The following is a 26,261-nucleotide window of genomic DNA, read 5'->3' on the forward strand; positions in this document are numbered from 1 at the left end:
GACCTTTGGCTACGTCCGAAACGTGATGGCCAGAACGGCAAGGTCGATGAACAAGAGTCCCAATCCGGCCACCGGCACCCAGATCGCGTGTTTGCGCGATGCGGTGTAGAACGAGGCGGCGATCGTGACGACCGCCACGACCGGCGGTCCGTAGGCCAGTATCCCGAACCAGAACTCGCCCGGCCCCATGTGATCGCAGCCTCCGTCGGTACACCGTGCGAGGCCCATCACCGCGGCGAAGGCGAAGAGCATGACCGCCATCGCCACCGGCACGGTCAACAGGGCCAACAACCAGTTGAGCCACACCGGACTGCCGCCACGATGTCGGGGCTCCTTCTGGCGAGAGGATGGTTCGGTTGTGGTGTCCATCGGTGGTGTCCTTTACACGTCATTTCGCAGATGGCGAACATCAAAACACCGTGGCGAATCCACACACTAGGGCCTGAAGTCCTCTCCGGGTCGGTCACCGAGCTGAGTACGAAAGCCCCTAGAAGCGGATACCCGAACGCACCTACCGTCCATGGCACGCCGCTCGTCTGCCCAGGCCGAAATGAAGGACGCCACAATGAGCCACACCGTAGATATCGAGACAGTCGTCGCCGGGGTCGATGATTCGTCATGCTCGCATCCCGCGTTGGAATGGGCTGCCAAGGAGGCCGCTCTGCGCCAGGCCACCCTTCGCATCGTGTACGCGGCCACCCTGCCCATCGGCGCATGGCCGGTGGCCCCTGCGCCGAGCGGGTTCATGGAATGGCAGGCCGAGCGCAGCAAGGACATCCTCGACGGCGCCTGCAAGCGGGTCCAGGACGTGACACGCGGGTCGGTTCGGGTGGAAACCGTGTTCGCGGTGGCGACTCCTGCCGGTGCGCTGGTCGAGGAGTCCACAACGGCGGGGCTGGTCGTCGTGGGTTCGCGCGGTCGCGGGTCGTTGGCCCGCCACCTGTTGGGCAGTGTCAGCACCGCGCTGGTGCACCGCGCCCACTGCGCCGTAGCCGTCATTCGTGACGACGAACCAACGCCCGATCAGCACGCCCCCGTCCTCCTGGGCTATGACGGGTCGCCTGCATCGGAGGATGCGACCACACTGGCGTTCGATGAGGCGAACCGCCGCAACGTCGAGTTGGTGGCACTCCACGCGTGGTGGTCACCAGGCGCATTCGACATGCCGGGATTCGACTGGGAGCAGCTGCGGCCCGATGTCGATCACGAGATCGCCGCACGGCTGGCCCCCTGGCAGCAGCAGTATCCCCGGGTGAACGTGCGCCGCATCGTCGTCGCCGATCAACCCGCTCACCACCTCGTCGAACTGTCCGGCACGGCGCAGCTCGTCGTCGTGGGCAGCCACGGGCACGGGGCGTTGGTCGGTACTGTCCTGGGCTCGGTCAGCGGTACGGTGGTCCAGTCGCTGCGCGCACCCGTCGTCGTCTGCCGTCCACGCTAGGTATCGGCCGGCGTTCACCCCGCGATCTGACCGGCCTCTGGCCGATCCGGCACCAGCCCCGATCGCACCAGTGCGTCGGTGACGAATCGATTCACCGGTCGCGACTGGAAGAAGCCGGTGTGGCCGCCGCGATACCATTCGATATCCGGTCGCCCCCAATGCTCCCAAAGCCTGGTGACCTGTTCCCGCGGATGCACCACCTGATCAGCCAGGCCCGCATAGATGAAACGGCCGGCCGGCGGTACCCGCGGCTCCAGGGACAACGGTGAGATCATCCGGCCGAGCGCACCGGCCAGCAGAATCGTCCGCCGACGCGGATCCTCGCGGTCCAGTCCGGAATGCCGGCTGAGCAGGTCGACCAGGTCGGCGACCGGCACGCCCAGCACCGCGCACCTCAGATCGTCGTCGAGGCTTGCCACCAGCGCCGCGATGAAACCACCCAGGGACAAACCATAGATTCCGATGGTCGGCGCCGGATGCTCTTGCCTGATCCAGGCCAGCAGGCCGCGGATATCCCAGACCGCCTGTGCGGTCGCGTGCACATCGTCGAGCACGTTCTCGCCGGGGAACACCGCACTCTTCGGCAGGCCGGTGGCCCTGGGACCGTGCAGCGGAAGGACCGGAAGGACGACGTTGAGCCCCAGCTCGTCGTGCAGGTACCACGCCCGAAACAGTGCCAGATCCAGTGCTGCGCGGCCCATTTCGGTGCCGTGAACACACACCAGCCAGGGACGTTCGTCGCGGTGCCGCAGCAACAGCGCATAGCCGTTACCTACTGCACCGTAGCTTCGCCACCGATCCGCCCCGGGCTCACCGACCCGCGGTGTGTAGTCGCTGGGCCAGCGCATGCGGGCATAGAATCTGCCGCCCCGATGTACCGGTGCGATCTCCACCGCGGAAAGAGAGCTGGGCGTGGCGAAGAAACCACCGGGATCGCGCAGACAGCCCAGGGCGCCATAGAATTCGAGCGCCGCGACCACCTCATCGTGGATGTGCGCGAATGCCCGCGGTTGACTCAGTGGACGGCGGGCCCGAAGGCCCAACAGCACCACCTCATCGCGCAGCGCCTGTGCCGCCAGCGCGAGACTCGGCCTCGCGATCGGCAATTGCGGTGAACCCGCCCCCAGGTAGTCTCGCCATGACCGGGCGTAGTAGCTCCCGGTCTTGGTGAAAGGCCGGATCACGTCATGCAGTGACGGACTCATCGTTGCCGCGCCACTCTGCGCCCTGATTGCTCGAAATGTTCATCGCCGCGTTCCCCTGCTCATCTGCGTGGCCGCCAGTCGTTCATTCGAGGCCCGAAGCGCCCAAGCGGTACCCGGGTGCCGCAGCAGCGACCAGATAGTCAGCGCTGGACGGGATTTCAATGCCGCCGGATGATTCATGTGTTCTTCTCCTTTCGAAGGAACGCGGTAGCACAAGTAGCTCGAATCGCGCCCGCATCGCAGCCAACTCAGCATTTCCGAGGAGGGCGTCGACCAGTACGGCATCATCGGCCGTCGTGACGATCAGATGATCCACACTCGGTTGCTGCAGTATCAGCGCGGCGAGATTGTCCGGTCGGGGTATGGCCCACACCTCGGGTTGCTCTGCGGCTTCGACGTAGCCGAGCGCACTCACATAGTCGTCGGGGTCCCACGGTGCCGGGGTCAGTACCATCACCGCCGCGTCCCTCAGCGCCGCCTCAGCCATGGCGGTGCACAACACCGATCTGGCCGATGCCTTCTCGCCCGTGACGGCAACAACCCAACGATCGGCAGAAGCCACCGCAGGATTCCCGGAGTTGTGCCACACCAGAAGCACGGGCGATTTCGCGGATCGGTTCATCGAGATCGCTTCGCCGCGCTCCACCACGCGGCGCACCTGCGCAGCCCGCATGGATCCGGCGATCAGAACATCCGTGGTGACATCCATGGGCAGACCTTCAGTAGTCCGGCAGTTCAGCAGTCATCTGACGCTAGGTGTGAGCTGCCCGCTCGCGCTAAAGACTTTGGTCTGGTCCGGGAGGGACCTTGGTCCCATCCCGTGCGTCCCGGCCTCAGTCCACCGGCAGTGGTGCACTCCATATCAACTGCGTACCGCCGGACGGGCCACCGGTGACGGTGAAGTCACCGCCCACTGACTCGGCTCGCCGGGCGAGATTGCTCAATCCGCTGCTGCGCTTGTTGTCGGGCGGGATCCCGCTCCCGTCGTCGGAGATCACGATGCGCAGCTCGTCGGCGACCGCGACGCTGACCGTGACCTCCTCCGCGCCCGAATGACGGATCGCGTTACTCAACGCCTCGGTGATCACGGCTTCGCCATGGTCGGCAAGCACCGAGGTGACCACGCTCAACGGACCCGTCAGATTCAACGTTGCGGACAGTTCTCGGTTCTCCGTCAGGCGTTCGAACGCGGTGTGGATGCGGGAGGCAAACCCTTCCTGAGCCTCAGACGGATTCTGCAGATTGAAGATCGTCGCGCGAATGTCATTGATCACGGACTGCAGCTCGTCCACGGACCGGGAAACCCGATGGACCAGATCAGCGTGCCGAAGACGTGCGATGACACCCTGGAGGTCCATTCCGACCGCAAAGACACGCTGAATCACCTGGTCGTGCAGGTCGCTCGCGATGCGCTCCCGGTCGGTGAGCAGGTTGAGCTCGGCCGTGTGGTGGCGAGCCCTGGCGATGGTGAGCGCGATGGCCGCGTGACCGGCGAAATCCTGGACGAAGTCCAGATAGTCCTCGGTGAACCGGGCCCCAGCTGCGTTGCGTGCCACGATCATCACGCCCAGGGTGTGGTTCTCCGCGCGCAGCGGTACGACGATCGCGTGGCGTTCACCCACGTCGGTGAATGCTTGGATCGGTCTGCGAAATGTCTCGGTGATCATCGGCTCGCCGGACCGGAACACCGCGCCGGTGGTCGACCCTTCGACCGGAATGCGTTGACCGAGAACCTCCTCGGCGTAGCGTCCGACGGCAGCGGACACCACCAGCGTGTCCACCTCGTCGTCGGGTTCCTCCGGGTCCTCGGGCACCAGGACGATGGCCTGCTCGGCATCGGTGAGCTCCAGGGCACGGGCCGCAATGAGCTGCAGGGGGCGCTGATTCGGTCGCTTGTCGGACAGCACAGCTGACGTGATCTCACGACTGGCGCTCGTCCACAGTCCGGATACTCGCGCTTGTTCGAACAAGTGCGCGTTGTCGATGGCGACCGCCGCGACCGAAGCCAGCGCCCGGGCCGTCAATTCGTCGGCTTCGGTGAACGTGTGTTCCGCCCTGTCATCGGCTACGTACAGGCTGCCGAACGGCTGACCCCGGATGATGATCGGCATGCCGAGGAAGGCCCGCATCGGAGGATGTCCCTCGGGGAAGCCCGCGGCGGCCGGATACTCGGTGAGGTCGTCCAGCCGCAGAAGTTCGGTGCGCTCCCGTAGCGCACCCAAGACTCCCTTGCCCACGGGCAGATGACCGATGCGTTTGACGGTCTGGGGGTCCATGCCCTCGTGGACGAACGAGGACAGCAAGTCGTCGGGACCCCACACGCCGATGGCCCCGTAACGCGCCGTGGTCAAGGTCAGCGCCGCACGAATGATCCGATGCAGAGTGGAGTCCAACTCCAAGTCGGAGCTGATCTCGATCGCCAGTTGGAGCAGCAGACCCAGCTGATCGCGATCGGCCGCCAGCTCGTCGAGTTGGTCGTGTATGTGACGGAGGTCTTGCGGTCGCCGTCGCCTGAAAGCCGGTTCAGGTCCGTCTCCGTTGTTCACCTCACCCCTCGCGCGCCCTCTTTTCTGAATTGTGACATTCGAAACTTCGCCGCGAAAGGGGACGCAACCGTCAATCTTGGTCGATCGTGCCGAATCAAGAACGGAACGCGGATTCACAACCACGACGTCACGGTCACCGCGAAGCTCTGGGGCAGACTCCGTGAACGGCAGTCCACGACACGGTGAACGTGATGCGCACGTTTGCTGTATTCCAGCATTTAGACACATAGCGCGCATCAACAACACCGATCCGGTGCAGACCGCAATAGCCCCCGCGGTGTCAACCTCGTCGCTGCGCGGTCCGTTGCTCGACATACTCGACGACGTCGGCCAAGGTTGACCAGCTGCCGCAGGACCTCCCCGGTCGCCGAGCGTGGTGACCGTGATGGTCAGATCACTCCAGATCCGAGCCGAGGGTCATCTTGAACTCGACCACAGCCGACCCCAGCAAGCACAGAACACTGGCGATTCTTCGAACGAGAGAGCCGAGTTCGGGAACTGTCACGAAACGCGGTGGGTGAGGCCGCGGGTCGGCCAATCCCGGGCAGTCTTGTGGATGACCTTCACGGCGTCCGTCCAGCGCTCGGCGGGGGAAGCACCCCCATTCGCGCGGCGGTCGGCAGATTGGCCATCACGCGGTCGAGCAGTGCGCCGTAGGCGGAGCCGTCGTCGTGCAACTTTCGGAATCCCCGATGCAGCAGGAACGCGTCGAGCCGCCGTTCAATGGGCCACTGCGCGTAGGTCTCGTCGGTGAACTCAGACCGGAGAAATTGCCATGCCACGTCGTCGAGTTGGCTTCGCGTCAAGGTCAGTCGTTCGATCGTCGTCATCGGCCATTTCCCTCCGGAATGTCGTCGGTACCATCGTTTTCCAGAGAGACCGCGCACGATAGAGACCAAAGTCACTACTGCCCGAGCAGGTCGGGGGCTTTCGTCACGGCTGGGCGGAGCAGTGTGCGGATCCCCTCGGGCAGCTGATCGAGCACCTTGTCGATCTGCGCCCGTGGCAACAACCGCATGAGCGCGGCAGTCACCGCTGCCGACGCCACGCCCACATCCTGGACGGCGATATTCGCCGCCCGGGCGAAATGCACGGTGTAGGCGGCCACGTCGTACTTGACCGGCACAATGCTGGGATCCCAGCCGGCGTAGAAGATCCCCCTGATCAGGTCCGGCAGCTGGGCCGCGAAGTGAGCGGCCGCCTCGACGGTGAGGCGGTCCCGGAGGGTTTGGAGCCATCCACGCAAGACCCGGTAGGCGAACTCACGGTCGTCGGTGTCGAATTGCCCTGCGACCTCGTTGACCCACGCACGTGCCGTCTGCGCGGAGTGGTCGAGTTCGGTGATCTTGGAATTGGTGGACATACTCATCCTCCTGTGACGCTCCCTACCAGCACACCGCAACGCGTCAAGCCAGACCAGGGCCGAAGGTCACCGATTGCCCAAGCACCCGCCCCATCGACCCGAAACCCTGGTCCGGCGCCCGACCGACCCGGGGGTCCAAAGACCCTAGATCGGCGCCTCACCGAGAGCTCACACTTCGCAGATGTATAGGCCGGAAGGGCCCATTCGCAGCAAAGGAGAACGCGATGAAAACCGCCCGAGAGATCATGCGCACGGGAGTGACCTGTATCGGCGAACACCAGACGCTGGCCGCCGCAGCACAGCACATGGCCGAACTCGGCATCGGCGCACTGCCGATCACCGGGGACGACGGACGCGTGTGCGGCATGCTCACCGACCGCGATATCGTGGTGAAATGCCTTGCTACTGGCAGTGATCCGAACACGACAACAGCCGGCGAGCTGGCCCAGGGCACGATCCACCACGTCGGGGCAGATGCCAGCGTCCAGCAGATGGTCGATGTCATGGCAGAACACCGGATCCGGCGCCTGCTGGTGCTCGACGAACATCACCTGGTCGGCATCGTGAGCGAGGCCGATATCGCCGGCCATCTGCCCGAGCAGGCCACCGCTGGTTTCGTCAAAGCGATCTGCGCCCAGCAGGCCAGTGTGAACCGCTGAGGGACACACGCGGGACGCACGGCGAAGTCAGACCGAACGAGCTTGTGAAATAACCCTTTCGAGCATCTCGACGCCTAGCCCAGTTGCCCGGCGCCCGCGAGCTGATAGACCTCGATGAGCCGGGTCAGATCGCTGGCGGTGACGATGCCGACGACCCCTCCTGAACCGACCGAATCGACGACCAGGGCGCGGTGTTCGGACTTCGCTGCCAGGCGCTGCAGCAGCGCCGTGACCGATTCGTCCGGCGTGGTCGTGGTCACCGCGGACAGTGGCATCGCCGCTTCGCGCACCAACGTCGCGGTACGCCGGCCCGGTGCGATGCGACGCAACACCGACAGGCTGATCAGCCCGATGACCGACCCGTCGCGATCGGTGACCGGGTAGGCCGAGTGGCGGTCTCCCAGCAGGTACCGCGCAATGAACTCCTCCACGGTGATGTCACCGGGGGCCGTATGTGGGTGGGCAGTCATCACGTCGGCGACCCGCACCGTGTCGAAGGCGTGTTGTGTCCTCACCTGCGCCTCCTCCTCACGAGATGCGGCGAAGATGAACCATCCGAGAAACACCAGCCACACGCCGCCCACCGTTGCGCCGGCCAGGAATTCACCCAGTCCCAGTGCGATCAGGACGAATGCCAGAACGCGCCCCACGCGTGCGGCACCCACACCCGCCCGTACCGGATCGCCGTAGCGACGCCAGAGGTAGGCCCGCAGCACTCGTCCGCCGTCCAGTGGTGCGCCAGGCAGCAGATTGAACAGACCGAGCATCAGGTTGATGCCCGCAAGCCACGACGCGACCCCCACCAGGATGGGCGCAGCGCCCAGCGCGCCGAGACCGTATCCCGTCACCCCGAACACCACGGCGATCGCCAGACTCGTCAAGGGGCCCGACACCGCGATGCGAAACGCCTCTTTCGGAGTCTTCGCGTCACCGCCCAGACGAGTGACGCCACCGAACAGCCACAGCGTCACATCGGACACCGTCACGCCGGCGCGACGTGCGAGAACCGCATGCGTCAACTCGTGGGCAAGGAGGGACCCGAGCAAGATCAGCGCGCCACAGATCCCGGCCACCCAGTAGGCGGTTTGCGGATAACCAGGCGCCGCACCGGGCAGTGTGGATGCCAGACTCCACGTGAACAACCAGAGGATGACCAGCACGCTCCAATTGATCCGTACCGCGAATCCGGCGATCCGTCCGATCGGGATCGTATCCATATCCTCTTCCCCAATACCGTTGCTCCACAACGGCTTTGCGCGCCACAACCTGCCATTGCAGACCGTGACGGAACCCGATTTACATGTCCGGAGGGTCGCCGAGGTGGTCGATGAACCAGTCGCGCGCCAACTCCGCGACCTCTTCGAGTGTCCCCGGCTCCTCGAACACGTGGGTGGCCCCGGGAACGACGGCGATTTCACACGTGCCGGGCATCGCGGCGCGCGCGATCTTGTTGAGTTTCAACACGACGTGATCCCGTCCACCGACGATCAGTTGTGTCGGGGCGACGACCCGCGTCAGCGCATCATCGGCGAGATCGGGGCGGCCGCCTCGCGACACCACCGCATCGACCTTCGCCCGCGGGTCTGCGGCGGCGGCGAGCGCAGCAGCTGCCCCTGTGTTGGTGCCGAAATAGCCCACCGGCAGCGATGCAGTATCGGATTGCTCGCCCAGCCAACGGGTGACGTCGATCAGTCGACGAGCCAGCAGATCGACGTCGAACACGTGGGCACGGTTGCGCGCTTCCTCCGGGGTGAGGAGATCGGAGATCAATGTGGCCAGCCCGGCGTGGTTCAGCACCCGCGCCACCAGGCGGTTGCGTGGGCTGTGCCGACTGCTGCTGCTGCCATGCGCGAAGACCACGACACCCGTGGCGTGTTCGGGAACGGTGAAGATACCGGTCACCGCTGCATTGTCGGCCGCGCTCACCTGAACTTCCTCGTCGCGGAGGAGCACATCCATCAGCGTGTCGGGCTCGCCGGCTGCCTCAGTACGGCCGGCGCGGCGCAGCAGCGTTGCCACTTCGCTGTCGGACACCGGCGGTAGATGCCGATACTCCCGTCGCAGCGAAGAGGTCGGCGCCGGGATGTCCACGCAGACCACGTCGTCCGCGTATCCCGCCAACATCGTCTTGACGTCGCCCGGTGCCGTCGGGGCCGCGACGATCACCTTCCGAGCGCCGCGTGCGCGGGCGATCCGGCATGCCGCTTTGGCGGTCGTACTGAGGGACATGCCGTCATCGACGATCACGGCGACGCGGCCCGTCAACGAGATCCGGTCACGGTCGCCCCTCAGCCGTTTCGCGCGCCGCCGCAGATCCGACCGCTGCCTGGCTTCGATCTGCGCGATCTCGTCCTGCCCGAGGTGCCACTCCTGCACGATCGCGTCGTCGATGAGCCGCGCCCCGCCCTCGCCGATCGTCCCGAACGACAGTCCGGGCCGGCCCGGCACCGGGAGCTGACGAACCAGGAGGATGTCCAGCGGTGCTTCCAGCCGTTCGGCGACCTCGAAGGCCACCGGCATACCACCGCGCGGCAAGCCGAGGACGACGACGTCCTGACCGGCGAGCGATTCCAGATGCGGGGCGAGTTCGAGTCCAGCGCCGAACCGGTCGGTGAACACCTTCATAGACAGATTCTGTCGACCACGGCGGTATGGCGAAGTGGTACTTGGTCGCCGACCGAAGGGACGATGGTCCCTGGTTCAGGCGCGGAACAACGGTCACCTCGGCGCAACAGAGGCCTTTAGTCCTCGCACCTGCGTGCTCTATACCCTGCCCCGCACGGGCCGTGCTCGACGAGCATCGAGGAATGCCGAAGAACGCCGCCAACCCGGTCAACGACGGGGTGCGCAAGTTCAACAAACACGTGCTGAATCCGCTGATGCTGCACCTGGCAGGACGTAAGCACTGGTATGCGGGCGTGATTCGGCATACCGGCCGCCGCACCGGGCAAGTTCACCAGACTCCGGTCGTCGCCGTGCGGGTGGCCGACCACATCGTCACTCCGTTGCCCTATGGCGCGGATACCGACTGGCTGCGCAACGCTCGCAAGGCCGGCAAGGCCACCATCACCACCGGCGGCGAACGCTTCGATGTGGTCAACCCCCGGATCATCGAGGCAGCCGATGCAGCGACATTGCTGCCCGCCCGGAGATTTCGGGAATTCGCCCGCTTCGGTATCGACCATTTCGCCGAGTTCGACCTGGCGACTGACACCCCTGAGGAATCTGGCCATGAAGACTGATGCTGTTCGCTCGCTCGCCGATGCTCCCGGACCGTTCGTGTCACTACTCGTCGACGACAGCCACGACACCCATGACGCTGTCGAGCAGGCGGAAGCTCGCTGGACTGGCATCGGTAGGCAGTTGGAGGACCGGGACGTCGCCGACGACGTCATCGCGGCGTTGAAGCGCGCCGTTCTGCACAGCACACCTGTGGTCGGGCGGAAAGGTCGCCTGGTGATCGCCGGGCCGGACGCGGTGCTTGTCAACGAGCAGCTCGACCACGCGCCGCCGGCGACCGTGGTCCGCGTCTCGGATTACCCCTACCTTCTCCCCCTGCTGGGACTCACGGTGTCGCACCCGACCTACGTCGTTGCCTCGGTGGACCATCTCGGCGCAGATCTCACCGTGCACGACCGGCAGAACGTCCATACCGAAACCATTGAAGGTCCGGGCTATCCGGTGCACAAACCCGCTGCGGCCGGCTGGCACGGTTACGGCGACGTCGAACGCTCCACCGAGGAAGCGGTGCGTATGAACGTCCGGTCGGTGGCAGACCGCATCACCGAACTGGTCACCACGAGCGGCGCGGAAATGGTATTCGTGAGCGGCGAGGTACGTGCCCGAACTGACGTCATTTCGGCATTGCCGGCGCATATCGGCGCCCCCGCGGTTGCGCTGCCGGCTGGAGCGCAAGGCTGCCGGGCCACCGAATCGGAGCTGGCTGACGCGATCGCCGCCGAATTGGCACGCCGTCAACACACCGCGACCGAGGCGGTCCTGGACCGCTTCCAGGCCGAGGATGCCCGAGGTTCGGGTTTGGCCGTGCAAGGCTTGCCGGCGGTGTGCGCGGCGTTGCGAGACGGCGCGGTAGACACGTTGATCGTCGGCCCGCTGGGCAGTGCCACCGTCGTCTCGGGCCAGGACCGGACCACCGTCGCTGCGGATGCCGATTCGCTGTCCGAGTCCGGCGAGGCGCCATGCCGGATCGCGCCGGCCGACGAGGTGCTGCCGTTCGTGGCCGTCGCGACCGACGCATCGGTGGTGCGCGCAGGTGACGAGGTCGCACTGGCGGACGGGATCGCAGCGATGCGGCGGTATCCGGTCAGCAGCACTGTCGCGGCCGCAGCGGTGCGCCAACCACAGTCCTCGGAGGCGTGAGCCCACCGCACCAGACGATCACTCGAACAGGCAGGGAAAAATGGACAACTCGCATTTCGCCACCGGCCCGGCGCCGGGCCAGTACGCGCTCGAGACGGAGGATCAACTCCAGCCGGAAGACACGCTGGTCGACCGGGGTGTCCAGGACGTCCTCGACGAGGGGTACTCACCACCGGATCGACCGCTCGGGCTGGGCGCATACGGCCCGCCAGAGACCATGGACCAGCTCCTCGCCGAGGAAGAGCCCGATCCGGCGGCACGGCTCAACGTGCTCCTCGACGATGCTGAACTGTGTCGCTCGGACGCCGCCGAACAGGAAGCCGAGTTCCCCCTGCAGCACGAGGTGGGACAGGCGCGCGCAGGCCGACTTGTCGCACCGGACGAGGGTTTCGGCTGCGACGAAGAAGCGCAGTTGATCGCGCAGGATGTCGGATTCAGTGGAGGGGCAGCGTCTGCCGAGGAGGCCGCGGTGCACATCATCGACGACTTCCAGGAACCCACAGCCGAGGACTGAACGGCTCGACGATGACTGATACCGGAGGAACCGACGCAGCGGGGGTCTGTGTCGAGGTGCCGGTACAGGTGACGACTGGCTCCGTCACTGTGGCAGGCACTCTCACGTTGCCGCCCCACCCATGCGGTGCGGTGATATTCGCTCACGGCAGCGGCAGTAGCCGCTTCAGCGTGCGTAACAGGTATGTGGCCTCCGTCCTCAACAAGGCGGGCTTCGCCACATTGCTGTTCGACCTGCTCACACCGGAGGAGGAAGCCAACCGCGCCACTGTGTTCGATATCGGGCTGTTGGCGAACCGGCTGGTCGACGTCACCGGGTGGCTCGCCCGCCGTCCCGGCACCGCGGGACTGCCCGTCGGGTACTTCGGCGCCAGCACCGGAGCCGGAGCGGCTCTGGCCGCGGCTGCGGACGAACGGGTCGAGATCGCAGCAGTGGTCTCGCGAGGTGGTCGTCCCGATCTTGCGGGCACCCGGCTTGCCGACGTGACCGCGCCGACCCTGCTGATCGTCGGCGGACGGGACGAGCAGGTGCTGGAACTGAATCGGCAGGCCAAGGCGGCGATGACCGCCGAATGCACGATATCGGTGATCGACGGTGCGACGCACCTTTTCGAGGAGGCCGGCACCTTGGAGCAGGCGGCCGCGCAGGCACGGGATTGGTTCACCCGGCACGTGACCGGCCGACCCGACGCACCATAATCGATCCGGTCCAGCCGATGGTGACCGCACCGATCACCTCGCCGCGAGGGTATGAAGTCCCTACCCTCGCATCCGGGTGTGCACTCGCGAATGTGGACCAAAGACACTCGCAATACGTGAATTTCGGCCTTAGCGCGCGCCGGCGTGCAGTGGTGTGATCGATACAACGGACTCACCCAGGAGCCAACGATGAAAACACTGAACAACTACCGGCGTCGGCAGGTGAACACGGTGACCGCACGGTATGTCGTCACCGACCGTTTGCATCACGAACGCTGCGTCTGCGTGGCGGCCGACCAACTCACCGCGACGGTGTCGAACTGGCTGGCCCAGCTCGGGGCACACAGCAGCCTCGTCGAGGACCTCACTCGTACGGTACGCCAGGGTGATTGGGCTGCCGCTCATGCGATCGCCGACGCCTTGTCGATCGATGTGACGGTGGCCGCATGAACCACTCGACCTCGGCAGCCGCAGATCCGCACCTACAGGGTGCCGGTGAGCACTGTGCCACCATCCTCGCCGACGACGAGCTGCGCCGCCGCATCCGCGATACGGCCATAGGACAGATCGGGGCTCAGGGAGTCCCGCTATCGTGGCAGGCGCTGGCCACCACGACCGGCCTGAGCCGCGATGTGCTGGTACGGCTCATCGGTTCCCCCGACATCCTGCTCAGGTCGTGCGACGATCACCTGGTCGAGTCCCTGCGCGTCGCCGGCAGCCAACGAATGCGTCGCGACGGTCCAGCCACCTTGTTGGCCGCGCTCACCGCGATCGGACTGGGCGCACCGCTGTCCCTTTAGCGTCGACTGTCCCCTCGGTGTCGACGCCGTCGAAATAGCCGTCGAAATAGCCGTCGACATCGCTCCGGACGAATGCCGAGGTCCCCGGCGTCTGGAGCTTCGCAGTCGCTGTGGCGATCCCGTACCGCACTGCAACAGGTACCGGCCACGCCCGCGACAGCCCCACGACGATGCCGGCGACCATGGCGTCCCCGGCACCGACACCGCTGACCGAGGGCACGTCGATGGCCGCGTAACGATGGCTGGACCGCGCCGTGACCAGGAGGGCGCCTTCGGCGCCGAGAGAGACCACGACCATTTCTGCGACACCGCGGTCGATGAGTTCACGAGCCGCCGTCGTTTGCTCGACCTCCGTGAGGAGGGGACGCCCGACACACTCGCGTAACTCTCGTAGGCTCGGCTTCAACATGAATACACCCGAACTTATGTGCGCCAATCCCCCGCCGGAGGTGTCCAGGATCAGCCGTGCGCCCCGCTGCCCGCAGATGTCGGCGACCTGCTGATAGAAATCGGGCCGAACACCCGGCGGCAGGCTTCCACTGGCGACGACATACCCCGCTGACCCTGCGGCGTCCTTCAGCACATCGAGACAACGGATCTGTTCCTCCGGCGTCAGGGCGGGTCCGGGAAGTACAAAGCGATACTGCCTACCCGTCGCACACTCGTTCACGGTCAGGCTCTGTCTGGTGTGACCACTGACCGTGATCGGCAGGCTGGGGACTTCCGAGTCGTCGATGAGTGCCACCACATGCGCTCCCGTGGGGCCGCCGGCGGTGAACACGGCCGATACGGGGACACCCAGCGCGTGCACGAACCTGGCGACGTTCACGCCCCCGCCGCCTGCGTCATATCTGACTGCACGACAACGGATCTTGTCGGTGGGTTGGACGTGGTCAGCGTCGACGGTGACATCGAGTGCAGGATTCACCGTCAAGGTGACGATCGCGGAGCCGCTCACAGGCCCGTGGGGTAGGTTTCCGGAGTCTGGCCGGCAACCCAGGTGCTGGTGAGTTCCAGAGGTTCCAGCGCAGTGGTCCGGTCGAGGTGGATGATCGCGTCGAACTGGTCCCCCGGCCGGACGTGGTAGTAGTGACTCTGCCGTTCGGTGGCGGGCAGGTAGATGACCCCGATCGCTCGGCCCAGGCGGACGGTGTCCAGCGGCTCCTCGGCATCCCGGCTGATATCCGCGGACACCAGGAACTCCGGCCGGTCGACCTCGTGCAGAAGTTCTTCGACACTGCCGTTGAGCGCCGGCCGGACCACCTTTCGCTCTGCTACACCACCCCACTCGGTGGCAGCGGTGACCGTGCCGGAGTATGTCGTGAATCCGATCAGCCGTGCCTGCTCGCCATATCCTTCCCGGACCAACTGGCCCAGGGTCAGCTGCCCGTCGATACCCACCTCGGTGGCCCGTGCGTCACCGACATGAGAATTGTGCGCCCACACCACAATCCGTGTCGGTTCCCCTTCTGCGCTGCGCCCAAGATGCGCGCGCAGGGCTGTCAAGGTCTGGAACATGTGTTGATCTCGCAGATTCCAGGAGGTGACCCGGCTGCCGAACATCGCCCGGTAGTACTTTTCCGCATTGCGCACGGTCAGCGCGTTCTGCTGCGCGTAGAACAGGTCGTCCTCGGCGAGGAGTCCGTCGCGGCGCGCATACTGCAGCCCATTGCGCTGCAGATCCACCAGCTGGTCGACCACCTGCCGTTCACAGGACATTCCGGCGCCGAAAGCCGCGGCATACCCGTAGGACTGGCCGTCGTCGGACGACGACGTACGATCAAAGCAGGCATAGCGCTCTCGCGCTCGTTGCGCGGCAACGGGATCCACATTGTCCAGATAGTCGACCACCTCCTGCATCGAACGGTGCAGGCTGTAGAGATCCAGGCCGTAGAAGCCGGTCTCACGGTCATTCTCCGCGCGCCGCGAGGCGTTGTGTGCGCGCAACCACCCCACAAAGTCACGCACCACGGTGTTGCGCCACATCCAGGACGGGAAGCGCTCGAAACCGCGCAAAGCCTCATCGGCCGAGCCATCGGTGCCCTGGCCCCGGACATACCGATTCACCCGATATGCGTCGGGCCAGTCGGCTTCCGCCGCCACGGCGCAGAAACCCTTCTCTTCGATCAACCACTTCGTGATCTCCGCGCGGGCCTGATAAAACTCGGCCGTGCCGTGCGAACTCTCACCGATCAGCACGACCCGTGCGTCACCGATGATCTCGTCGAGCGCCTCCTTCGGGGGCACACCTGATGGCGCATCGACCGCGCAACGGGCGATGACCTCGGCGGGCGATTCGGCGAGGCGGAGTCGCGCGGTGGCGATACCGACAGTCGGTGTGGCCAGCAGTTCGCTCACCTCGGCATCGGTGACTTGGGCGAAATCCCAGAATGACTCCCCCACCGCAAGGAACGGTGTGGGCATCGAGGCGCAGACGACATCCTCGACGATCGCTTCGAATTCCCGACATGTCGACTCCGGTGCCGCAGGTACGGCCACCACGATCTCGGCCGGGTCCATATCCCGTAGCGCTTGAACCGCCGCCAGCATGCTGGCACCGGTGGCCAGGCCGTCGTCGACCAGGATGACAGTCTTGCCCGCAAGCTCAACCGGTGGACGGCCAGCCCGGTACGCCGCCTCACGCCGGCTGAGTTCGCGGGCCTCACGTTCGGTGGTGTCACGCAGCTGCTGCGGCGTCACCCGCAACGCCCGGATGACGTCATCGTTGACGACCACCCGCCCACCACTGGCCAGCGCGCCCATCGCGAACTCGCTGTGCCCGGGCGCACCGAGTTTGCGAACGATGAAGGCATCCAGCGGAACTCCCAGCGCCGCAGCCACTTCCCACGCCACCGGAATGCCGCCACGGGCCAACCCGAGCACCACGACACCCGACTTACCGCGGTAGCCGCCCAGCAGGCTGGCCAGGACACGGCCGGCCTCCCGGCGATCGCGGAACATTCGTCTCGGCTGACCTGCACCTACAGTCCGTCGCGCTGTGGTCATGAGTGACTCCGTTTCCTTGTCTTCTCGTCTTCTCCGTCGGTGCATATGGGGTGACTGTATGCAGCACGCCCTGGCGACGGCTGTGGCACAAAGTCCCTACTTGCACGAATAACGACCCCACCACCTACGCCGCCGCGGGCGTGATCAGTCCGAAGTCGCCGTCGAGGCGCCGATACAGCACACCGGCCCGGCCTTCGCTGGCTTCGACGAAGAACAGGAAAGGGGTTCCGAGCAGGGCCAGCCGCTCCAGAGCCTGGTCCTCGGTCAGGCAGGGCAGCGGATGCGGACTGACGGTCACCAGTCGTTCGAAGGGAGCCACCTGGGGTGCGAGTGCCGGGGCCACCAGGGCGAGCCGATACCCGGTTGGTCCGCCCCGATACACGACGGCGGCTGCACCCGAACCGATCTCGCGGAAAAGATGGAAGTCGTAGCCGAACAGTTCCAGTTCGGCGATCGCCACGTCCACCGAGCACGGCACGGTCGAGAACGACTTGCGCCGAACAAGGTGTCCGGATTCCTCCGGTACCCCGGCCCCATCGACCTGCGGGCTGCGCCAGGGTGGCGCCAGACCCGGGCGGTGCTGGCGGCTCTTCCACTCCAGATGATGCACGAGACGTCGCCGTAGCCGCGCCTCCAGCATGTCGACCGCCTCACGCGCCGCATCTGCCTCTGCCTCCGCGGTCAACACGTGACCGTCGATCTCCAGATTCGCGTGGGCGACCACCGGATGCTCGACGGCCGGATCGCGGCGACGTGTCACGCTGACGTGCGCTCTGGACGCGGGCGACGCGAAAAGCTGGCCCAGACTGCCGATTTTGGCGCGTGCGTACCCAGCGGCATCCGGGAGCTCACCGTGCGTGGTGACCTCGACGGCGAAGGCGGGTGCGGGCTGCACCTCATCAGTCATATCTTCGTTGGTACGCCGTGCGACGACCAACCGTTAGGGCCGAAGGTCACTCCGTCTGGCAGCGGACGCGCAGCGTAAGAGACGCCGGACGAACGGCCCCCAGGGCAGGGACTTCAGCCCCTAGTGCGCCTCGCCGGTCGGTGGTCGAATTCGTGGTGGCACAGCACTGGCCACACTCGATCAGAGGAGAACAGCATGAACAACGTCGCTGTCCCACAGCGCCATCTGCCGACCTGGCCGGACATCTCGGAGTTCCTTTCGGGCTTCCCGGCGTGGTCAAGCCTTCGCCCGACCTTCATCGGCCACCCGATCAAAGTCGAGGACGACATCAAAGACGGAAAATACGAGCTGCGCGCCGAGCTTCCAGGCGTCGATCCCGATAAGGACGTCGATATCACCATCCGCAACGGGATCCTGACGATCAAGGCCGAGCGCAGCGAGAAGAAGGAATCCAACGGCCGCTCGGAGTTCGCGTACGGCTCCTTCACGCGGTCGGTGACCCTGCCCGCCGGAGCCGACGAGGAAGGCATCAAGGCGACCTACGACAAAGGGATCCTCAACGTGTCGGTTCCGGTGAACGAAGCCGAGGCACCCGGTAAGCACGTCACAATCGAATCGGCGAAGTAACCGGTCGTGGTCCTGGGGTTTCGTTCGCACCTCCCGGGACCACATATCGGACCTTCGCTTGCACGCCGAGTTGGCCTCTCGCATCAGCGTTTCCGGGACCGATAAGGCCGATCACACCGTTGGACCGAGGAGGTCATGATGGAAGGTGAGATCGACATCCCACCCGTCGTGGTGGGGATCGATGGGTCGGACGCGGCGGTGAACGCGGCGCAGTGGGCCGTCGACGAAGCCACCGGTCGTCATGCGCCGCTGCGCCTGATCTACGTGATCAACGACGAGCGATGGCCCGGGACCGTGCACAGTGACACCCAGGCCGAGGTCGACTCCGCTCGACGTGCCCTCGACCGCGCCACGGAAGCCGTGCGAAACACCGGCAAGCCTGTCACGGCCACTGGCGCGGTGTTGCGGGGCCATCCGGACAAGGTGTTGATCACGGAATCCGCCAACGCATCGTTGGTGTGCATGGGATCGAAGGGCATCGGTTGGGCGGCCAGCAAGGTACTCGGTTCGACAGCTGAATCAGTTGCTGCGCAGGCACACTGCCCGGTGGCGATCATCCGGCACAGCGAAGGGTCACCTCCGATCCGTACAGGTGGCGTCATCGTGGTCGGCTTCCGACGAGCGGGACACGAAGACCGTGTGTTCCAACAGGCGCTGGAAGAAGCCAGACTCCGTCACTGCGCGCTCATAGCCGTGGGCTTGTGGCAGGAGGACTTCGGCGAAGCCCCCTACGACGAATTGGAACGGTGCGTCCAGCAGTGGCAGAGCCGCTATCCCGATGTGCGCGCCTATCCGGTTGCCAGCCGGGCCGACCTGCCCAGGTTTCTGGCCGACAACGCCGACGGCCACATACAGCTGGCCGTCATCGGTGCCGACGATGCCGACCAGGTGGCGAATATCGTCGGACCGCAAGGCCATTCGCTCGTCGAGCACGGCCGGTGTTCGGTGCTGATCGCACGATGATCACCGGTGCCCTCTCGTCCCCCGCACTACCCCACAAGTAGCTGATTTCAACCTCGAAGGAGAACGTACATGTCTAGCGCCACCGCCCCCCACAATGGAATATTGGTCGCCGTCGACGGCTCGGGATGTTCGGACGACGCCGTGCGGTGGGCCGCCGCCGAGGCGGTTCTGCGCCAGCAGAAGCTGAGCATCGTGAACATCGTCAGCCCGCTGACCGACGGCTGGTACGGCGCGGGAATGTTCGGTTCTCCGATCACAGCGGAGTTCGGGGCCTGGCAACAGGATGAGGCTGACAAGATCATCGCGGACGCCGTCCGTATCGCACGGGACAGCGTCGGTGGCGCGGACTTGGACATCAGCACCGAAGTGCCGTTGACGGCGGTGGTCCCGACCCTCATCGACTTCAGCAAGCAGACCACGATGATCGTGCTCGGCAGTCGGGGAATGGGTGCGGTGGGGCGGCTACTCCTCGGATCGGTGAGCACCGCCCTCGTCCATCACGCCCACTGCCCGGTCGCGATCATTCGCGGTCCGTTGAGCGAGGGACAAACCCATGGTCCGGTGGTGGTCGGTATCGACGGTTCGCCGGCCTCCGAACGTGCCACGGCACTCGCGTTCGAAGAGGCCTCCTGGCGCCACGCCGAATTGGTGGCCCTGCACGCGTTCAGCAACACCGAGTGGCCGGAGGTGATGCCGCTACCGTGGTCGGCCTTTGCCACGGAAGCCGACGAAACGCTGGCCGAACGTCTGGCCGGATGGCAGGATGGCAGGAACGCTATCCCGACGTGGTGGTACAGCGGGTCGTTGTCCGGGACCAACCCGTGCAGAATTTGCTTGCCCAGGCCGAATCAGCACAGCTGGTCATCGTCGGTAGCCACGGTCGCGGCGGCTTCGCCGGGATGTTGCTGGGATCGGTGAGTTCATCGGTGGTCCATCAGATCCACTCCCCGGTGATCGTGGCACGCCACGACTAGCCGGATCGAAGAGTGTGCCGGGGCAGGTCGGAAAGCGGACCGTCAACGCAATGCGGCGGATCGGCTCCATGCCCACTCCGAGATGCCCACTCCGAGCCCACGGGGTCACTTTCCACGAGAGATTCGACTGGACCGCTCACACCGCCACAGGCCGCGCTGATCGACCCGATACCGCTCGGCGACGACGACCGCACCCTGAGCGCCTACGAGTGACATGCAGCGAGCCGCCGACCGTTCGGCGACGTGATCTCGCGTAGTCATCTCACTCCGTCGATCGGTTCCGCATGCGGCGGTCAGAGTCATCCGCCCCGAACGGTGGCATCGAAATTCCTCTACAACAAGCACGTTCGAATCTGTGGTCAGTCCGCTCGGGCGACGATCACCGGCATCCGGGCAGCGTGGACAACCGCGGAACTCACCGATCCCAGCAACATCCCGGCGAAGCCGCCGCGGCCATGGCTGCCGACCACGAGCAGCTGGGCCTTATCGGCGTGGGTGAGCAGCTGTCGGGCGGGATGATTGCACTCCAGCACCGGGCGGACCGTCACCTCCGGGTAACGCTTCGTCCACTCCTTGAGGTGCCCGGCCAGCATGACTTCGGCCGTTCGTTGCAGGTCGCCCCAGTACGGTGTGGCCAGGTCGTCGCTGCGGTCACTCCAGACGTGCACGGCGACAAGCTCCACACCCCGCCGGGTGGCCTCTTCGAAGGCGATCTCGGTCGCCAACTCGGACGCCGGGGAACCGTCGATGCCCACCACCACCGGCGCGTGTGCCGGGTCGGGCATCAGTGGGTCCTCGTCGCGGATGACCGCTACCGGACAGTGCGCCCCGTGCACCAGGCCGGACGAGACGGACCCGAGGAGCAATCGGCCCACTCCGCCGAGCCCGCGGCAACCGACCACGACCATATCGGCGTCCGCGGACAACGCCACCAGCGCAGGAACCACGGGAGCCGACAGGAGCCGGCGCTGAACGACCACACCCGGGTGCTCGGAGATGGCGTCGGCAGCCACGCCGACTGCATCGGTGAGGACCTTCTCCGCGAGCCGATCACGCTCTGCCCAGTACTCTTCCGAGATCGGTACGTCCATCCAGGAGACCATTGTGCCGGTCGGCACCACATGTACGACCGTGAGCGTGGCCCCGCGCAGCTCGGCATCCCGAGCTGCCCAATCGACGGCAACTCGGGATGCGGGCGATCCGTCGGCTGCCACGACGATGCCGAGTGGCTTTCCCGTCGATACTGCATCGGTGCTCATGTCACGCTCCTTCGACACATTCAGGGCTCCCCGGTCTGCTGCCGATCACCAACAGCACCAACGCATCATGAATCAGCCGCGGTACCGTCGTCGAGAGTCGAAGGTCACCCAGTTCAGTTGTCCTCGCTTCAATCCCGCAGATCACGGTGCGGGGCGAATTCGAGTGCCAGCAAGACCGCCGCGGCGGGAAGAACGCCGATCAAGGGAAGCAACACGTAGCGGCGCTCCGACATCGCGTCGAACTTTCGCAGGTAGCGATACAGCGATTCGAGCTTGACGACCCGATCACCGGCATGGGCGAGCAGCCTGAGGATTCGCAGCGCCGCATTGCTGGAGGCACTTGCGAACAGGTCGGGAAACGGCGCGAAGGACAGCGAAACCCGTTGGAAACCATGCTCCTTTGCCCAGGCGATCATGTCCACGGCCAGCCGCTCATCGACTCCGTTCGGCGCGTCCGGCCGCCGCCAGGGCAGATCCAGGCTCAGATCGCTCCCGTTGCCCGCACTGACATAGCGTTGAAACGCCTCTACTCGCCCGGTCTTGCCACGGGCGATGATCAGCAACACACCCGGGTAACGGCCCGACAGCGCACGACCGAGCATCATCGAGAAGCCCCGGTGCGTGTTCTTGTGCGATGTGTCGATCACTTCGAGTAGTTCACGTTTCAGGGCGTCATCCAGATCGCGTTCCATCAGTACTTCTGTGGTCACATGAGCGTTATGGCTGCGGTTGACGGCCTGCCGCAGATTCCGCTTCGATCTGCCGACCAGATCGAACCGATCGACATCGACGACGACATCGCGACCGAAGGAGATCGCCCGCAAGCGCGGACCCGGGACCAGGTCGCTCTGCCACATGCCCACCTGGTGCGCCGAGGCGCCCAGCACCACGATTCGCCAACCGTGGGCCCGGCACAGTGCGGCGAAATCACCGACCACCTCGCCGTAGCGTGCCGGGTCGCCGATCGGATCGCCGCTGACGACCGCGAACCCCGCCACTGCGCGGTACGCCACTGCGGCAGCCCCGTCTCCGGAGAAGACGTAGCTCTTCCCCGGCGCCATCGCAAACGGAGCCAACGGATCGTCGCGCGTCTGGTCGACGAGCACCGACACCGCCTCCAGTGCCGCCGGCTCATATCTGGAATCGCTGGGCCACACAAAGACAACCGCCGCCGCGACGACACCCAGGATCGCACCGCCGGGGTGCCCGCTGAGGCCGATGAACACCCCGGTGAGCACCAGTGCCCCGGCAAATCCCGCGTGCAGTGCGGTGAACGGGCGCCCGAGGACGCGCCCGTGGACGACGATGACCGCCGCCGAGGACACGGCCACGACGTCCATCCGGGTGATTCCGCGAGCCGTCTGACCCGCACGGTGCAGAGCGAACAACAATGCGGCCGCACAGACGGCGAGAAGGGCAACCCCGGCCCAGGAGGTGTGCCGCCGTGCGCTCCCCGTCGGGAAGCGGGTCGGCGTCGTCACCTCGGTAACGCAGTCCTCGTTCATACGCAGCACCGAATTCCTCGGATGACTTTCACCCCCCGATTCTGCGAGCCTGCCAGCCCGCAGACACACCCCGCTAGAGTCCAATGTCCTCGTTTCGGGGTTCGCGGGGAACCTTCGACGCTGTGCACCCTGGGGCGGTGCTACGACGCACCGGCCAGAGCCGACGATGTCAACGATCCGAGTATCGACATCGTCAGGCATCGAGCGCGAGCACCTCGTCGAAACTCTCGATCAGGCAGTCGCGGAAGGCCGCGACATCCGGGATGGCGGCGGTGTCGACATTGATCCCGAAGGCGCAGACGTCACCGTAGCTCAAGAGGGTGATGTTGACCGCCGTACCCAGCGTCGGGGCGAACGCGTACTGCCTGCGCACCGCGGCACCAGCCAGGCTGACCGGCGTGGGGAATCCGGGCACATCGCTGGCCAGGAAGTCGACGTTTTGAAACAGTGACCGGGTATACCAGTCAGGCACGAGGTTGAGCGCACCGGCGATGAGGGGTGTGACCGGCACCGTCTTCTCCGCCCGTTGGGCGCCGGTCAGTTCATGGATCTTCCGGATGCGCACCGCGGAATCGGCGGGACCGGTGGGGACGGCGAACCGCATCAGCGTGGTCCGGTTGCCACCGACCTGGTCGGTTTTGGTGCGAAGGTTGATGGGCATCATCACCACCAACTCCTCCACGGACACCCCGTGTTCGGCGTGGTAGCGACCGAGACCGCCGGAGACCGCTGCGAGGAAGGCGTCATTGAGCGAGCCGCCGGCGATCTCCGCCGCCCGGTGAAGTGCGTCCTTGGACACCTCATGCATGACCAGCTCTCGAATGCTGCCGCGTTTCTGCATCATCGGTGATCTGCGGCGGCGTGGACGAGTGGTCCGCCATACCGAGGCCGTCAACGCCCCCGCCATGCCGAACGTCGCCACCGGCCGCAACATCGCCTCGACGACAAGTGCCGGCCCGGCGCGCATTGAGCCGAACAGTGCGCCTGCAGCCATCCGCGTCAGCTGCAGCAGATCAGGTTGCTTCGGTGTCGGCAGCGGCCGCCCCTGCGCCAGGTCGTCGAACAGCAGCCGACCGATCTCCACCGCCCCGACACCGTCGGTCAGCGCATGGTTCATCCGGCAGAGCAGGGCCGCTCCCCCACCGGCCATTCCCTCGATGAGCGTTGCCTCCCACAGCGGATGAGCTGCGTCGAAGTCGGCCATCGCGGCGAGCCGCGCCAACTCCAGGACCCCGTCGAGGTCCCCCGAACGGGGCGCGCCCACCCGACGTAGATGGAAAGCCAGGTCGAACTCGGGATCGGGTTCCCAGCGTGGTGGTGCCGGCCACGGTGACGGCACCACACGCTTACGGAACATCGGCGCCATGCGGCTGATGGCCTCGAACCGATCGGCCACGCTGGCGAAGTCCGGTGTGCTGTCGAGCAGAATCAGCGTCACGATCGTCGATCTGAATCGTGCATCGGTCCCGATCGACCAGATGAACGCGTCGCTGCTCCTCAGGAAGGCAACCATGACGCGTCCCCTCTCAATCGAGACGATAGCGCCAGGCCACAGCCCCGCGCTTGTTACTTCTGGTCGCCTTCTGACCGCGTCAGTGCCCGATCCGCACTGCGAATGAGCTTGCGGTTGAACTGATACTGGGCGGCGGCCAGGGTGTCGGCCAAATCGATCGCGGCGTCGATGATCTTCGTCCGGAGCGGCTGGACCGCCTCGGGGATCGCCTCATCAAGGGTGTGGCTGAACTTGCGCAGGGCCTCCGCCGCTGCGTGCTGGCCCGTCCGAGCGGACTCACGAACCTCGTCGAACAGTTCGGCCGGTTGCGTTCCAGGGGATTTCTGTTCCGTTGTCGTCTCGGTCATTTCGGCTCCTTATCGGGTGGTTTTCCTGCCGCTGCCAACGCTATTCGCCTGGTCTTCGTCCCGATAGCGACCAAGGTCCCTAGGTGTCGCGGACGTTGGTCCTCGCCGGGCGTCGTCGGCTTCGAAGCGACCCCAACCGATCAGCTTCCTTTCGTGTCGGGTCCACTGCTACGGGCGTTCGGTCAGTGCGACAAGCCGGTCAATCGCTTGTTCGATTCCCCGCGCCAGCTCATCGACATCCGGCGCAGCGTCGTAGTCGGCGGTGATGCCGAAGTACAGACTGTCGGCGTAGCTCAGAATCGCGATACCCGTGCGCAACTGGAGCGCGATGGGTGGAATGGGGAGTATTCGCGCCACCCTGCAGCCCATGATCTTCAGGCGCCGGCGCGGCCCGGGAACGTTCGTCGCGAACGTCACGACACCTCGTTGCGGGAGCCGCATCAATGCCCTGGCCGCCCATGCCGTCAGGGCGAAGGGCAGCGCGCCGACCGCGGTGACGAAGATGCTCACCGCCTCACGTTGGCCGGCCTTCTTCGACCTGGTCAGTCGGTGGCGCACCGATTGAAGCTGCTCCAGCGGATCGTCTTTGTCGACGGGGAGCAACGGGAGCATCAGCGATACCCGATTGTCGGTGAGATTCATTGCGTCGGTGGCGCGTACGGACACCGGTACCAAGGTCCGAAGCGACGTCTTCTGCGGCTCTTCTCCGCGGCGAATCAGGGCATCCCGGTAGCTGGAGGTGATGGCGGCCAGGGCGACGTCGTTGAGCGTGACATCGAACCTGCTCTGAATTCGCTCCACGTCGCGAAGTCGAACATGTGCGGCGCTGAACCGCCTCATCGTCGTCACCGGTCCCGTCAGCGACGATTCTGCTGCCGGGTTCAGCAGTCCCCCGGCGATCTGCAACGCACCTGCGACCGACCGTGACGCCGTATCGGTGAGGGTCGTGGCGACATGCCAGAGTGCCCCCGGCCATTCCAGCGGATTCAGCACCACTCCACGCACGTCGGGGGCGCTGGCAGTCACTCTGGACGCCCGGATGTCGGTGGCGAACGTGTCCGGGCTTCCCGAATCACTGAGGCCGGCGAACATCTGCATGGTCGCGATACCGTCTGCGATGCAGTGGTGCATCTTCATCAGCAGACCCCAGCGGCCGCCGGCCACACCTTCGATGATCCAGCATTCCCACAGCGGCCGGTCCCGGTCGAGCCGGCGTTCCATGACATCGGCGACGAACCGGAACAGTGCCTGGTCGTCACCACCGTGTGGAAGGGCGGCCCGATGAATATGGCGATGCGGGTCGAACGTGGGATCCTCCGCCCAGTGCGGGGCGCCCAGATCGAGACGGTGTACCTGCAACACCTGCCGGAAGCGCTCGACCCGAGCGACCCGCTCCGCGATCGCGGCGCCAACACTGTCGAATTCCGGCATCGGGCCATCCATCACCGCCACCGCCCCGAGGGCAAGGCTCACGTGTCGGTCGGAATCCTCGGCTTCGAGAAACGCCGAATCCAGAGGCGATAGTCGTTCCATGCGACGACTGTTCGCCGTCCA

Annotated in this window: 25 protein-coding genes and 2 pseudogenes; 11 read left to right on the top strand and 16 right to left on the bottom strand. The window is 65.6% G+C overall.

Going from position 1 to position 26,261, the window contains the following annotated elements; translation table 11 throughout:
* Nucleotides 1-9 precede the first annotated feature (9 nt).
* A complete protein-coding gene (locus FHU31_RS17680) occupies nt 10-369 on the bottom strand; it encodes a hypothetical protein (RefSeq protein WP_208410271.1) in 360 nt (119 codons plus the stop codon).
* A gap of 196 nt (nt 370-565) precedes the next feature.
* Between FHU31_RS17680 and FHU31_RS17685 the strand changes: the two genes are divergently transcribed.
* On the top strand, nt 566-1,441 hold the full coding sequence (locus FHU31_RS17685; RefSeq protein WP_167160337.1) for a universal stress protein: 876 nt from the start codon (nt 566-568) through the stop codon (nt 1,439-1,441).
* Between the two features lie 14 nt (nt 1,442-1,455).
* Here FHU31_RS17685 and FHU31_RS17690 read toward each other — a convergent pair whose 3' ends face one another.
* The 5 genes from FHU31_RS17690 to FHU31_RS17710 all read right to left on the bottom strand — a co-directional run bounded on the left by FHU31_RS17690 (nt 1,456) and on the right by FHU31_RS17710 (nt 6,555).
* Nucleotides 1,456-2,646, bottom strand: coding sequence for an alpha/beta hydrolase family protein (locus FHU31_RS17690; RefSeq protein WP_208410272.1), 1,191 nt, complete (start codon nt 2,644-2,646; stop codon nt 1,456-1,458).
* 82 nt (nt 2,647-2,728) lie between these two features.
* Nucleotides 2,729-3,355 (bottom strand): hypothetical protein, encoded by a 627-nt coding sequence (locus FHU31_RS17695; protein ID WP_167160339.1) that lies wholly within the window; start codon nt 3,353-3,355, stop codon nt 2,729-2,731.
* Between the two features lie 124 nt (nt 3,356-3,479).
* A complete protein-coding gene (locus FHU31_RS17700; protein ID WP_308206721.1) occupies nt 3,480-5,129 on the bottom strand; it encodes a GAF domain-containing sensor histidine kinase in 1,650 nt (549 codons plus the stop codon).
* 626 nt (nt 5,130-5,755) lie between these two features.
* Nucleotides 5,756-6,022: a hypothetical protein gene (locus FHU31_RS17705; protein WP_167160341.1), complete on the bottom strand. Its 267-nt coding sequence runs from the start codon at nt 6,020-6,022 to the stop codon at nt 5,756-5,758.
* Between the two features lie 74 nt (nt 6,023-6,096).
* Nucleotides 6,097-6,555 carry a DUF2267 domain-containing protein gene (locus FHU31_RS17710; protein ID WP_167160343.1) on the bottom strand — a complete coding sequence of 153 codons (459 nt, stop codon included), beginning with the start codon at nt 6,553-6,555 and terminating at the stop codon, nt 6,097-6,099.
* A gap of 224 nt (nt 6,556-6,779) precedes the next feature.
* Between FHU31_RS17710 and FHU31_RS17715 the strand changes: the two genes are divergently transcribed.
* Nucleotides 6,780-7,214, top strand: coding sequence for a CBS domain-containing protein (locus tag FHU31_RS17715; protein WP_167160345.1), 435 nt, complete (start codon nt 6,780-6,782; stop codon nt 7,212-7,214).
* A 74-nt stretch (nt 7,215-7,288) separates the two neighbouring features.
* Here the strand turns inward: FHU31_RS17715 and FHU31_RS17720 are convergent, their stop codons facing one another.
* Both FHU31_RS17720 and FHU31_RS17725 read right to left on the bottom strand, forming a co-directional pair.
* The gene (locus tag FHU31_RS17720) at nt 7,289-8,431 is read right to left on the bottom strand and encodes a site-2 protease family protein (RefSeq protein ID WP_167160347.1); all 1,143 of its coding nucleotides are present in this window, start codon (nt 8,429-8,431) and stop codon (nt 7,289-7,291) included.
* Nucleotides 8,432-8,510: 79 nt separating this feature from the next.
* Nucleotides 8,511-9,839, bottom strand: coding sequence for a phosphoribosyltransferase family protein (locus tag FHU31_RS17725; RefSeq protein ID WP_167160349.1), 1,329 nt, complete (start codon nt 9,837-9,839; stop codon nt 8,511-8,513).
* 182 nt (nt 9,840-10,021) lie between these two features.
* Here FHU31_RS17725 and FHU31_RS17730 point away from each other — a divergent pair, with 182 nt between their 5' ends.
* From FHU31_RS17730 to FHU31_RS17755, 6 genes and pseudogenes are all read left to right on the top strand, one after another.
* Nucleotides 10,022-10,456 (top strand): nitroreductase family deazaflavin-dependent oxidoreductase, encoded by a 435-nt coding sequence (locus FHU31_RS17730; RefSeq protein ID WP_167160351.1) that lies wholly within the window; start codon nt 10,022-10,024, stop codon nt 10,454-10,456.
* Complete coding sequence (locus FHU31_RS17735) at nt 10,446-11,594, top strand: Rv2629 family ribosome hibernation factor (protein ID WP_167160353.1); 1,149 nt, start codon at nt 10,446-10,448, stop codon at nt 11,592-11,594. The genes FHU31_RS17730 and FHU31_RS17735 overlap by 11 nt, the downstream gene beginning before the upstream one ends.
* A 40-nt stretch (nt 11,595-11,634) precedes the next feature.
* Nucleotides 11,635-12,108: a DUF5709 domain-containing protein gene (locus FHU31_RS17740; protein ID WP_167160355.1), complete on the top strand. Its 474-nt coding sequence runs from the start codon at nt 11,635-11,637 to the stop codon at nt 12,106-12,108.
* Between the two features lie 17 nt (nt 12,109-12,125).
* Nucleotides 12,126-12,806 (top strand): annotated as a pseudogene (locus FHU31_RS17745) (dienelactone hydrolase family protein); the annotation flags it as partial.
* A 189-nt stretch (nt 12,807-12,995) separates the two neighbouring features.
* On the top strand, nt 12,996-13,256 hold the full coding sequence (locus FHU31_RS17750) for an Rv2628 protein family (RefSeq protein ID WP_167160359.1): 261 nt from the start codon (nt 12,996-12,998) through the stop codon (nt 13,254-13,256).
* Entirely contained in the window at nt 13,253-13,606 is a 354-nt protein-coding gene (locus FHU31_RS17755; RefSeq protein WP_167160361.1) for a hypothetical protein, read from the top strand. Before FHU31_RS17750 ends, FHU31_RS17755 begins: the two co-directional genes overlap by 4 nt.
* On the opposite strand, the gene FHU31_RS17760 is transcribed toward FHU31_RS17755, so the two are convergent.
* The 3 genes from FHU31_RS17760 to FHU31_RS17770 form a co-directional block, all read right to left on the bottom strand.
* The gene (locus FHU31_RS17760; RefSeq protein ID WP_167160362.1) at nt 13,569-14,564 is read right to left on the bottom strand and encodes a 1-phosphofructokinase family hexose kinase; all 996 of its coding nucleotides are present in this window, start codon (nt 14,562-14,564) and stop codon (nt 13,569-13,571) included. The genes FHU31_RS17755 and FHU31_RS17760 overlap by 38 nt on opposite strands.
* Nucleotides 14,561-16,612 (bottom strand): erythromycin esterase family protein, encoded by a 2,052-nt coding sequence (locus tag FHU31_RS17765; RefSeq protein WP_208410273.1) that lies wholly within the window; start codon nt 16,610-16,612, stop codon nt 14,561-14,563. The genes FHU31_RS17760 and FHU31_RS17765 overlap by 4 nt, the downstream gene beginning before the upstream one ends.
* A 124-nt stretch (nt 16,613-16,736) precedes the next feature.
* Complete coding sequence (locus FHU31_RS17770; protein ID WP_167160366.1) at nt 16,737-17,519, bottom strand: sigma 54 modulation/S30EA ribosomal C-terminal domain-containing protein; 783 nt, start codon at nt 17,517-17,519, stop codon at nt 16,737-16,739.
* A gap of 195 nt (nt 17,520-17,714) precedes the next feature.
* Between FHU31_RS17770 and FHU31_RS17775 the strand changes: the two genes are divergently transcribed.
* The 3 genes and pseudogenes from FHU31_RS17775 (at nt 17,715) to FHU31_RS17785 (ending at nt 20,083) form a co-directional block, all read left to right on the top strand.
* Nucleotides 17,715-18,146 (top strand): Hsp20/alpha crystallin family protein, encoded by a 432-nt coding sequence (locus tag FHU31_RS17775; protein WP_167160368.1) that lies wholly within the window; start codon nt 17,715-17,717, stop codon nt 18,144-18,146.
* Between the two features lie 138 nt (nt 18,147-18,284).
* On the top strand, nt 18,285-19,109 hold the full coding sequence (locus FHU31_RS17780; protein WP_167160370.1) for a universal stress protein: 825 nt from the start codon (nt 18,285-18,287) through the stop codon (nt 19,107-19,109).
* A 69-nt stretch (nt 19,110-19,178) separates the two neighbouring features.
* Nucleotides 19,179-20,083, top strand: a pseudogene (locus FHU31_RS17785) (universal stress protein).
* 359 nt (nt 20,084-20,442) lie between these two features.
* Here the strand turns inward: FHU31_RS17785 and FHU31_RS17790 are convergent.
* The 5 genes from FHU31_RS17790 to FHU31_RS17810 form a co-directional block, all read right to left on the bottom strand.
* The gene (locus FHU31_RS17790; protein ID WP_167160372.1) at nt 20,443-21,342 is read right to left on the bottom strand and encodes a universal stress protein; all 900 of its coding nucleotides are present in this window, start codon (nt 21,340-21,342) and stop codon (nt 20,443-20,445) included.
* Nucleotides 21,343-21,470: 128 nt separating this feature from the next.
* Nucleotides 21,471-22,847: an MprF family protein gene (locus FHU31_RS17795; protein WP_234901514.1), complete on the bottom strand. Its 1,377-nt coding sequence runs from the start codon at nt 22,845-22,847 to the stop codon at nt 21,471-21,473.
* A 193-nt stretch (nt 22,848-23,040) separates the two neighbouring features.
* The gene (locus tag FHU31_RS17800; protein WP_167160374.1) at nt 23,041-24,360 is read right to left on the bottom strand and encodes a wax ester/triacylglycerol synthase domain-containing protein; all 1,320 of its coding nucleotides are present in this window, start codon (nt 24,358-24,360) and stop codon (nt 23,041-23,043) included.
* Nucleotides 24,361-24,413: 53 nt separating this feature from the next.
* Nucleotides 24,414-24,707, bottom strand: coding sequence for a hypothetical protein (locus FHU31_RS17805; RefSeq protein WP_167160377.1), 294 nt, complete (start codon nt 24,705-24,707; stop codon nt 24,414-24,416).
* 168 nt (nt 24,708-24,875) lie between these two features.
* Nucleotides 24,876-26,240, bottom strand: a complete 1,365-nt coding sequence (locus FHU31_RS17810) for a WS/DGAT/MGAT family O-acyltransferase (RefSeq protein WP_167160379.1) — start codon at nt 26,238-26,240, stop codon at nt 24,876-24,878.
* Nucleotides 26,241-26,261: the final 21 nt, after the last annotated feature.

The sequence above is a fragment of the Mycolicibacterium fluoranthenivorans genome, assembly GCF_011758805.1.
Classification (GTDB): domain Bacteria; phylum Actinomycetota; class Actinomycetes; order Mycobacteriales; family Mycobacteriaceae; genus Mycobacterium; species Mycobacterium fluoranthenivorans.

What these genes read in the sequence shown, in the direction of transcription:
- FHU31_RS17680 (WP_208410271.1), bottom strand. Translation starts at nt 369, where the DNA reads ATGGACACCACAACCGAACCATCCTCTCGCCAGAAGGAGCCCCGACAT.
- FHU31_RS17685 (WP_167160337.1), top strand. Translation starts at nt 566, where the DNA reads ATGAGCCACACCGTAGATATCGAGACAGTCGTCGCCGGGGTCGATGAT.
- FHU31_RS17690 (WP_208410272.1), bottom strand. Translation starts at nt 2,646, where the DNA reads ATGAGTCCGTCACTGCATGACGTGATCCGGCCTTTCACCAAGACCGGG.
- FHU31_RS17695 (WP_167160339.1), bottom strand. Translation starts at nt 3,355, where the DNA reads ATGGATGTCACCACGGATGTTCTGATCGCCGGATCCATGCGGGCTGCG.
- FHU31_RS17705 (WP_167160341.1), bottom strand. Translation starts at nt 6,022, where the DNA reads ATGACGACGATCGAACGACTGACCTTGACGCGAAGCCAACTCGACGAC.
- FHU31_RS17710 (WP_167160343.1), bottom strand. Translation starts at nt 6,555, where the DNA reads ATGTCCACCAATTCCAAGATCACCGAACTCGACCACTCCGCGCAGACG.
- FHU31_RS17715 (WP_167160345.1), top strand. Translation starts at nt 6,780, where the DNA reads ATGAAAACCGCCCGAGAGATCATGCGCACGGGAGTGACCTGTATCGGC.
- FHU31_RS17720 (WP_167160347.1), bottom strand. Translation starts at nt 8,431, where the DNA reads ATGGATACGATCCCGATCGGACGGATCGCCGGATTCGCGGTACGGATC.
- FHU31_RS17725 (WP_167160349.1), bottom strand. Translation starts at nt 9,839, where the DNA reads ATGAAGGTGTTCACCGACCGGTTCGGCGCTGGACTCGAACTCGCCCCG.
- FHU31_RS17730 (WP_167160351.1), top strand. Translation starts at nt 10,022, where the DNA reads ATGCCGAAGAACGCCGCCAACCCGGTCAACGACGGGGTGCGCAAGTTC.
- FHU31_RS17735 (WP_167160353.1), top strand. Translation starts at nt 10,446, where the DNA reads ATGAAGACTGATGCTGTTCGCTCGCTCGCCGATGCTCCCGGACCGTTC.
- FHU31_RS17740 (WP_167160355.1), top strand. Translation starts at nt 11,635, where the DNA reads ATGGACAACTCGCATTTCGCCACCGGCCCGGCGCCGGGCCAGTACGCG.
- FHU31_RS17750 (WP_167160359.1), top strand. Translation starts at nt 12,996, where the DNA reads ATGAAAACACTGAACAACTACCGGCGTCGGCAGGTGAACACGGTGACC.
- FHU31_RS17755 (WP_167160361.1), top strand. Translation starts at nt 13,253, where the DNA reads ATGAACCACTCGACCTCGGCAGCCGCAGATCCGCACCTACAGGGTGCC.
- FHU31_RS17765 (WP_208410273.1), bottom strand. Translation starts at nt 16,612, where the DNA reads ATGACCACAGCGCGACGGACTGTAGGTGCAGGTCAGCCGAGACGAATG.
- FHU31_RS17770 (WP_167160366.1), bottom strand. Translation starts at nt 17,519, where the DNA reads ATGACTGATGAGGTGCAGCCCGCACCCGCCTTCGCCGTCGAGGTCACC.
- FHU31_RS17775 (WP_167160368.1), top strand. Translation starts at nt 17,715, where the DNA reads ATGAACAACGTCGCTGTCCCACAGCGCCATCTGCCGACCTGGCCGGAC.
- FHU31_RS17780 (WP_167160370.1), top strand. Translation starts at nt 18,285, where the DNA reads ATGGAAGGTGAGATCGACATCCCACCCGTCGTGGTGGGGATCGATGGG.
- FHU31_RS17790 (WP_167160372.1), bottom strand. Translation starts at nt 21,342, where the DNA reads ATGAGCACCGATGCAGTATCGACGGGAAAGCCACTCGGCATCGTCGTG.
- FHU31_RS17795 (WP_234901514.1), bottom strand. Translation starts at nt 22,847, where the DNA reads ATGAACGAGGACTGCGTTACCGAGGTGACGACGCCGACCCGCTTCCCG.
- FHU31_RS17800 (WP_167160374.1), bottom strand. Translation starts at nt 24,360, where the DNA reads ATGGTTGCCTTCCTGAGGAGCAGCGACGCGTTCATCTGGTCGATCGGG.
- FHU31_RS17805 (WP_167160377.1), bottom strand. Translation starts at nt 24,707, where the DNA reads ATGACCGAGACGACAACGGAACAGAAATCCCCTGGAACGCAACCGGCC.
- FHU31_RS17810 (WP_167160379.1), bottom strand. Translation starts at nt 26,240, where the DNA reads ATGGAACGACTATCGCCTCTGGATTCGGCGTTTCTCGAAGCCGAGGAT.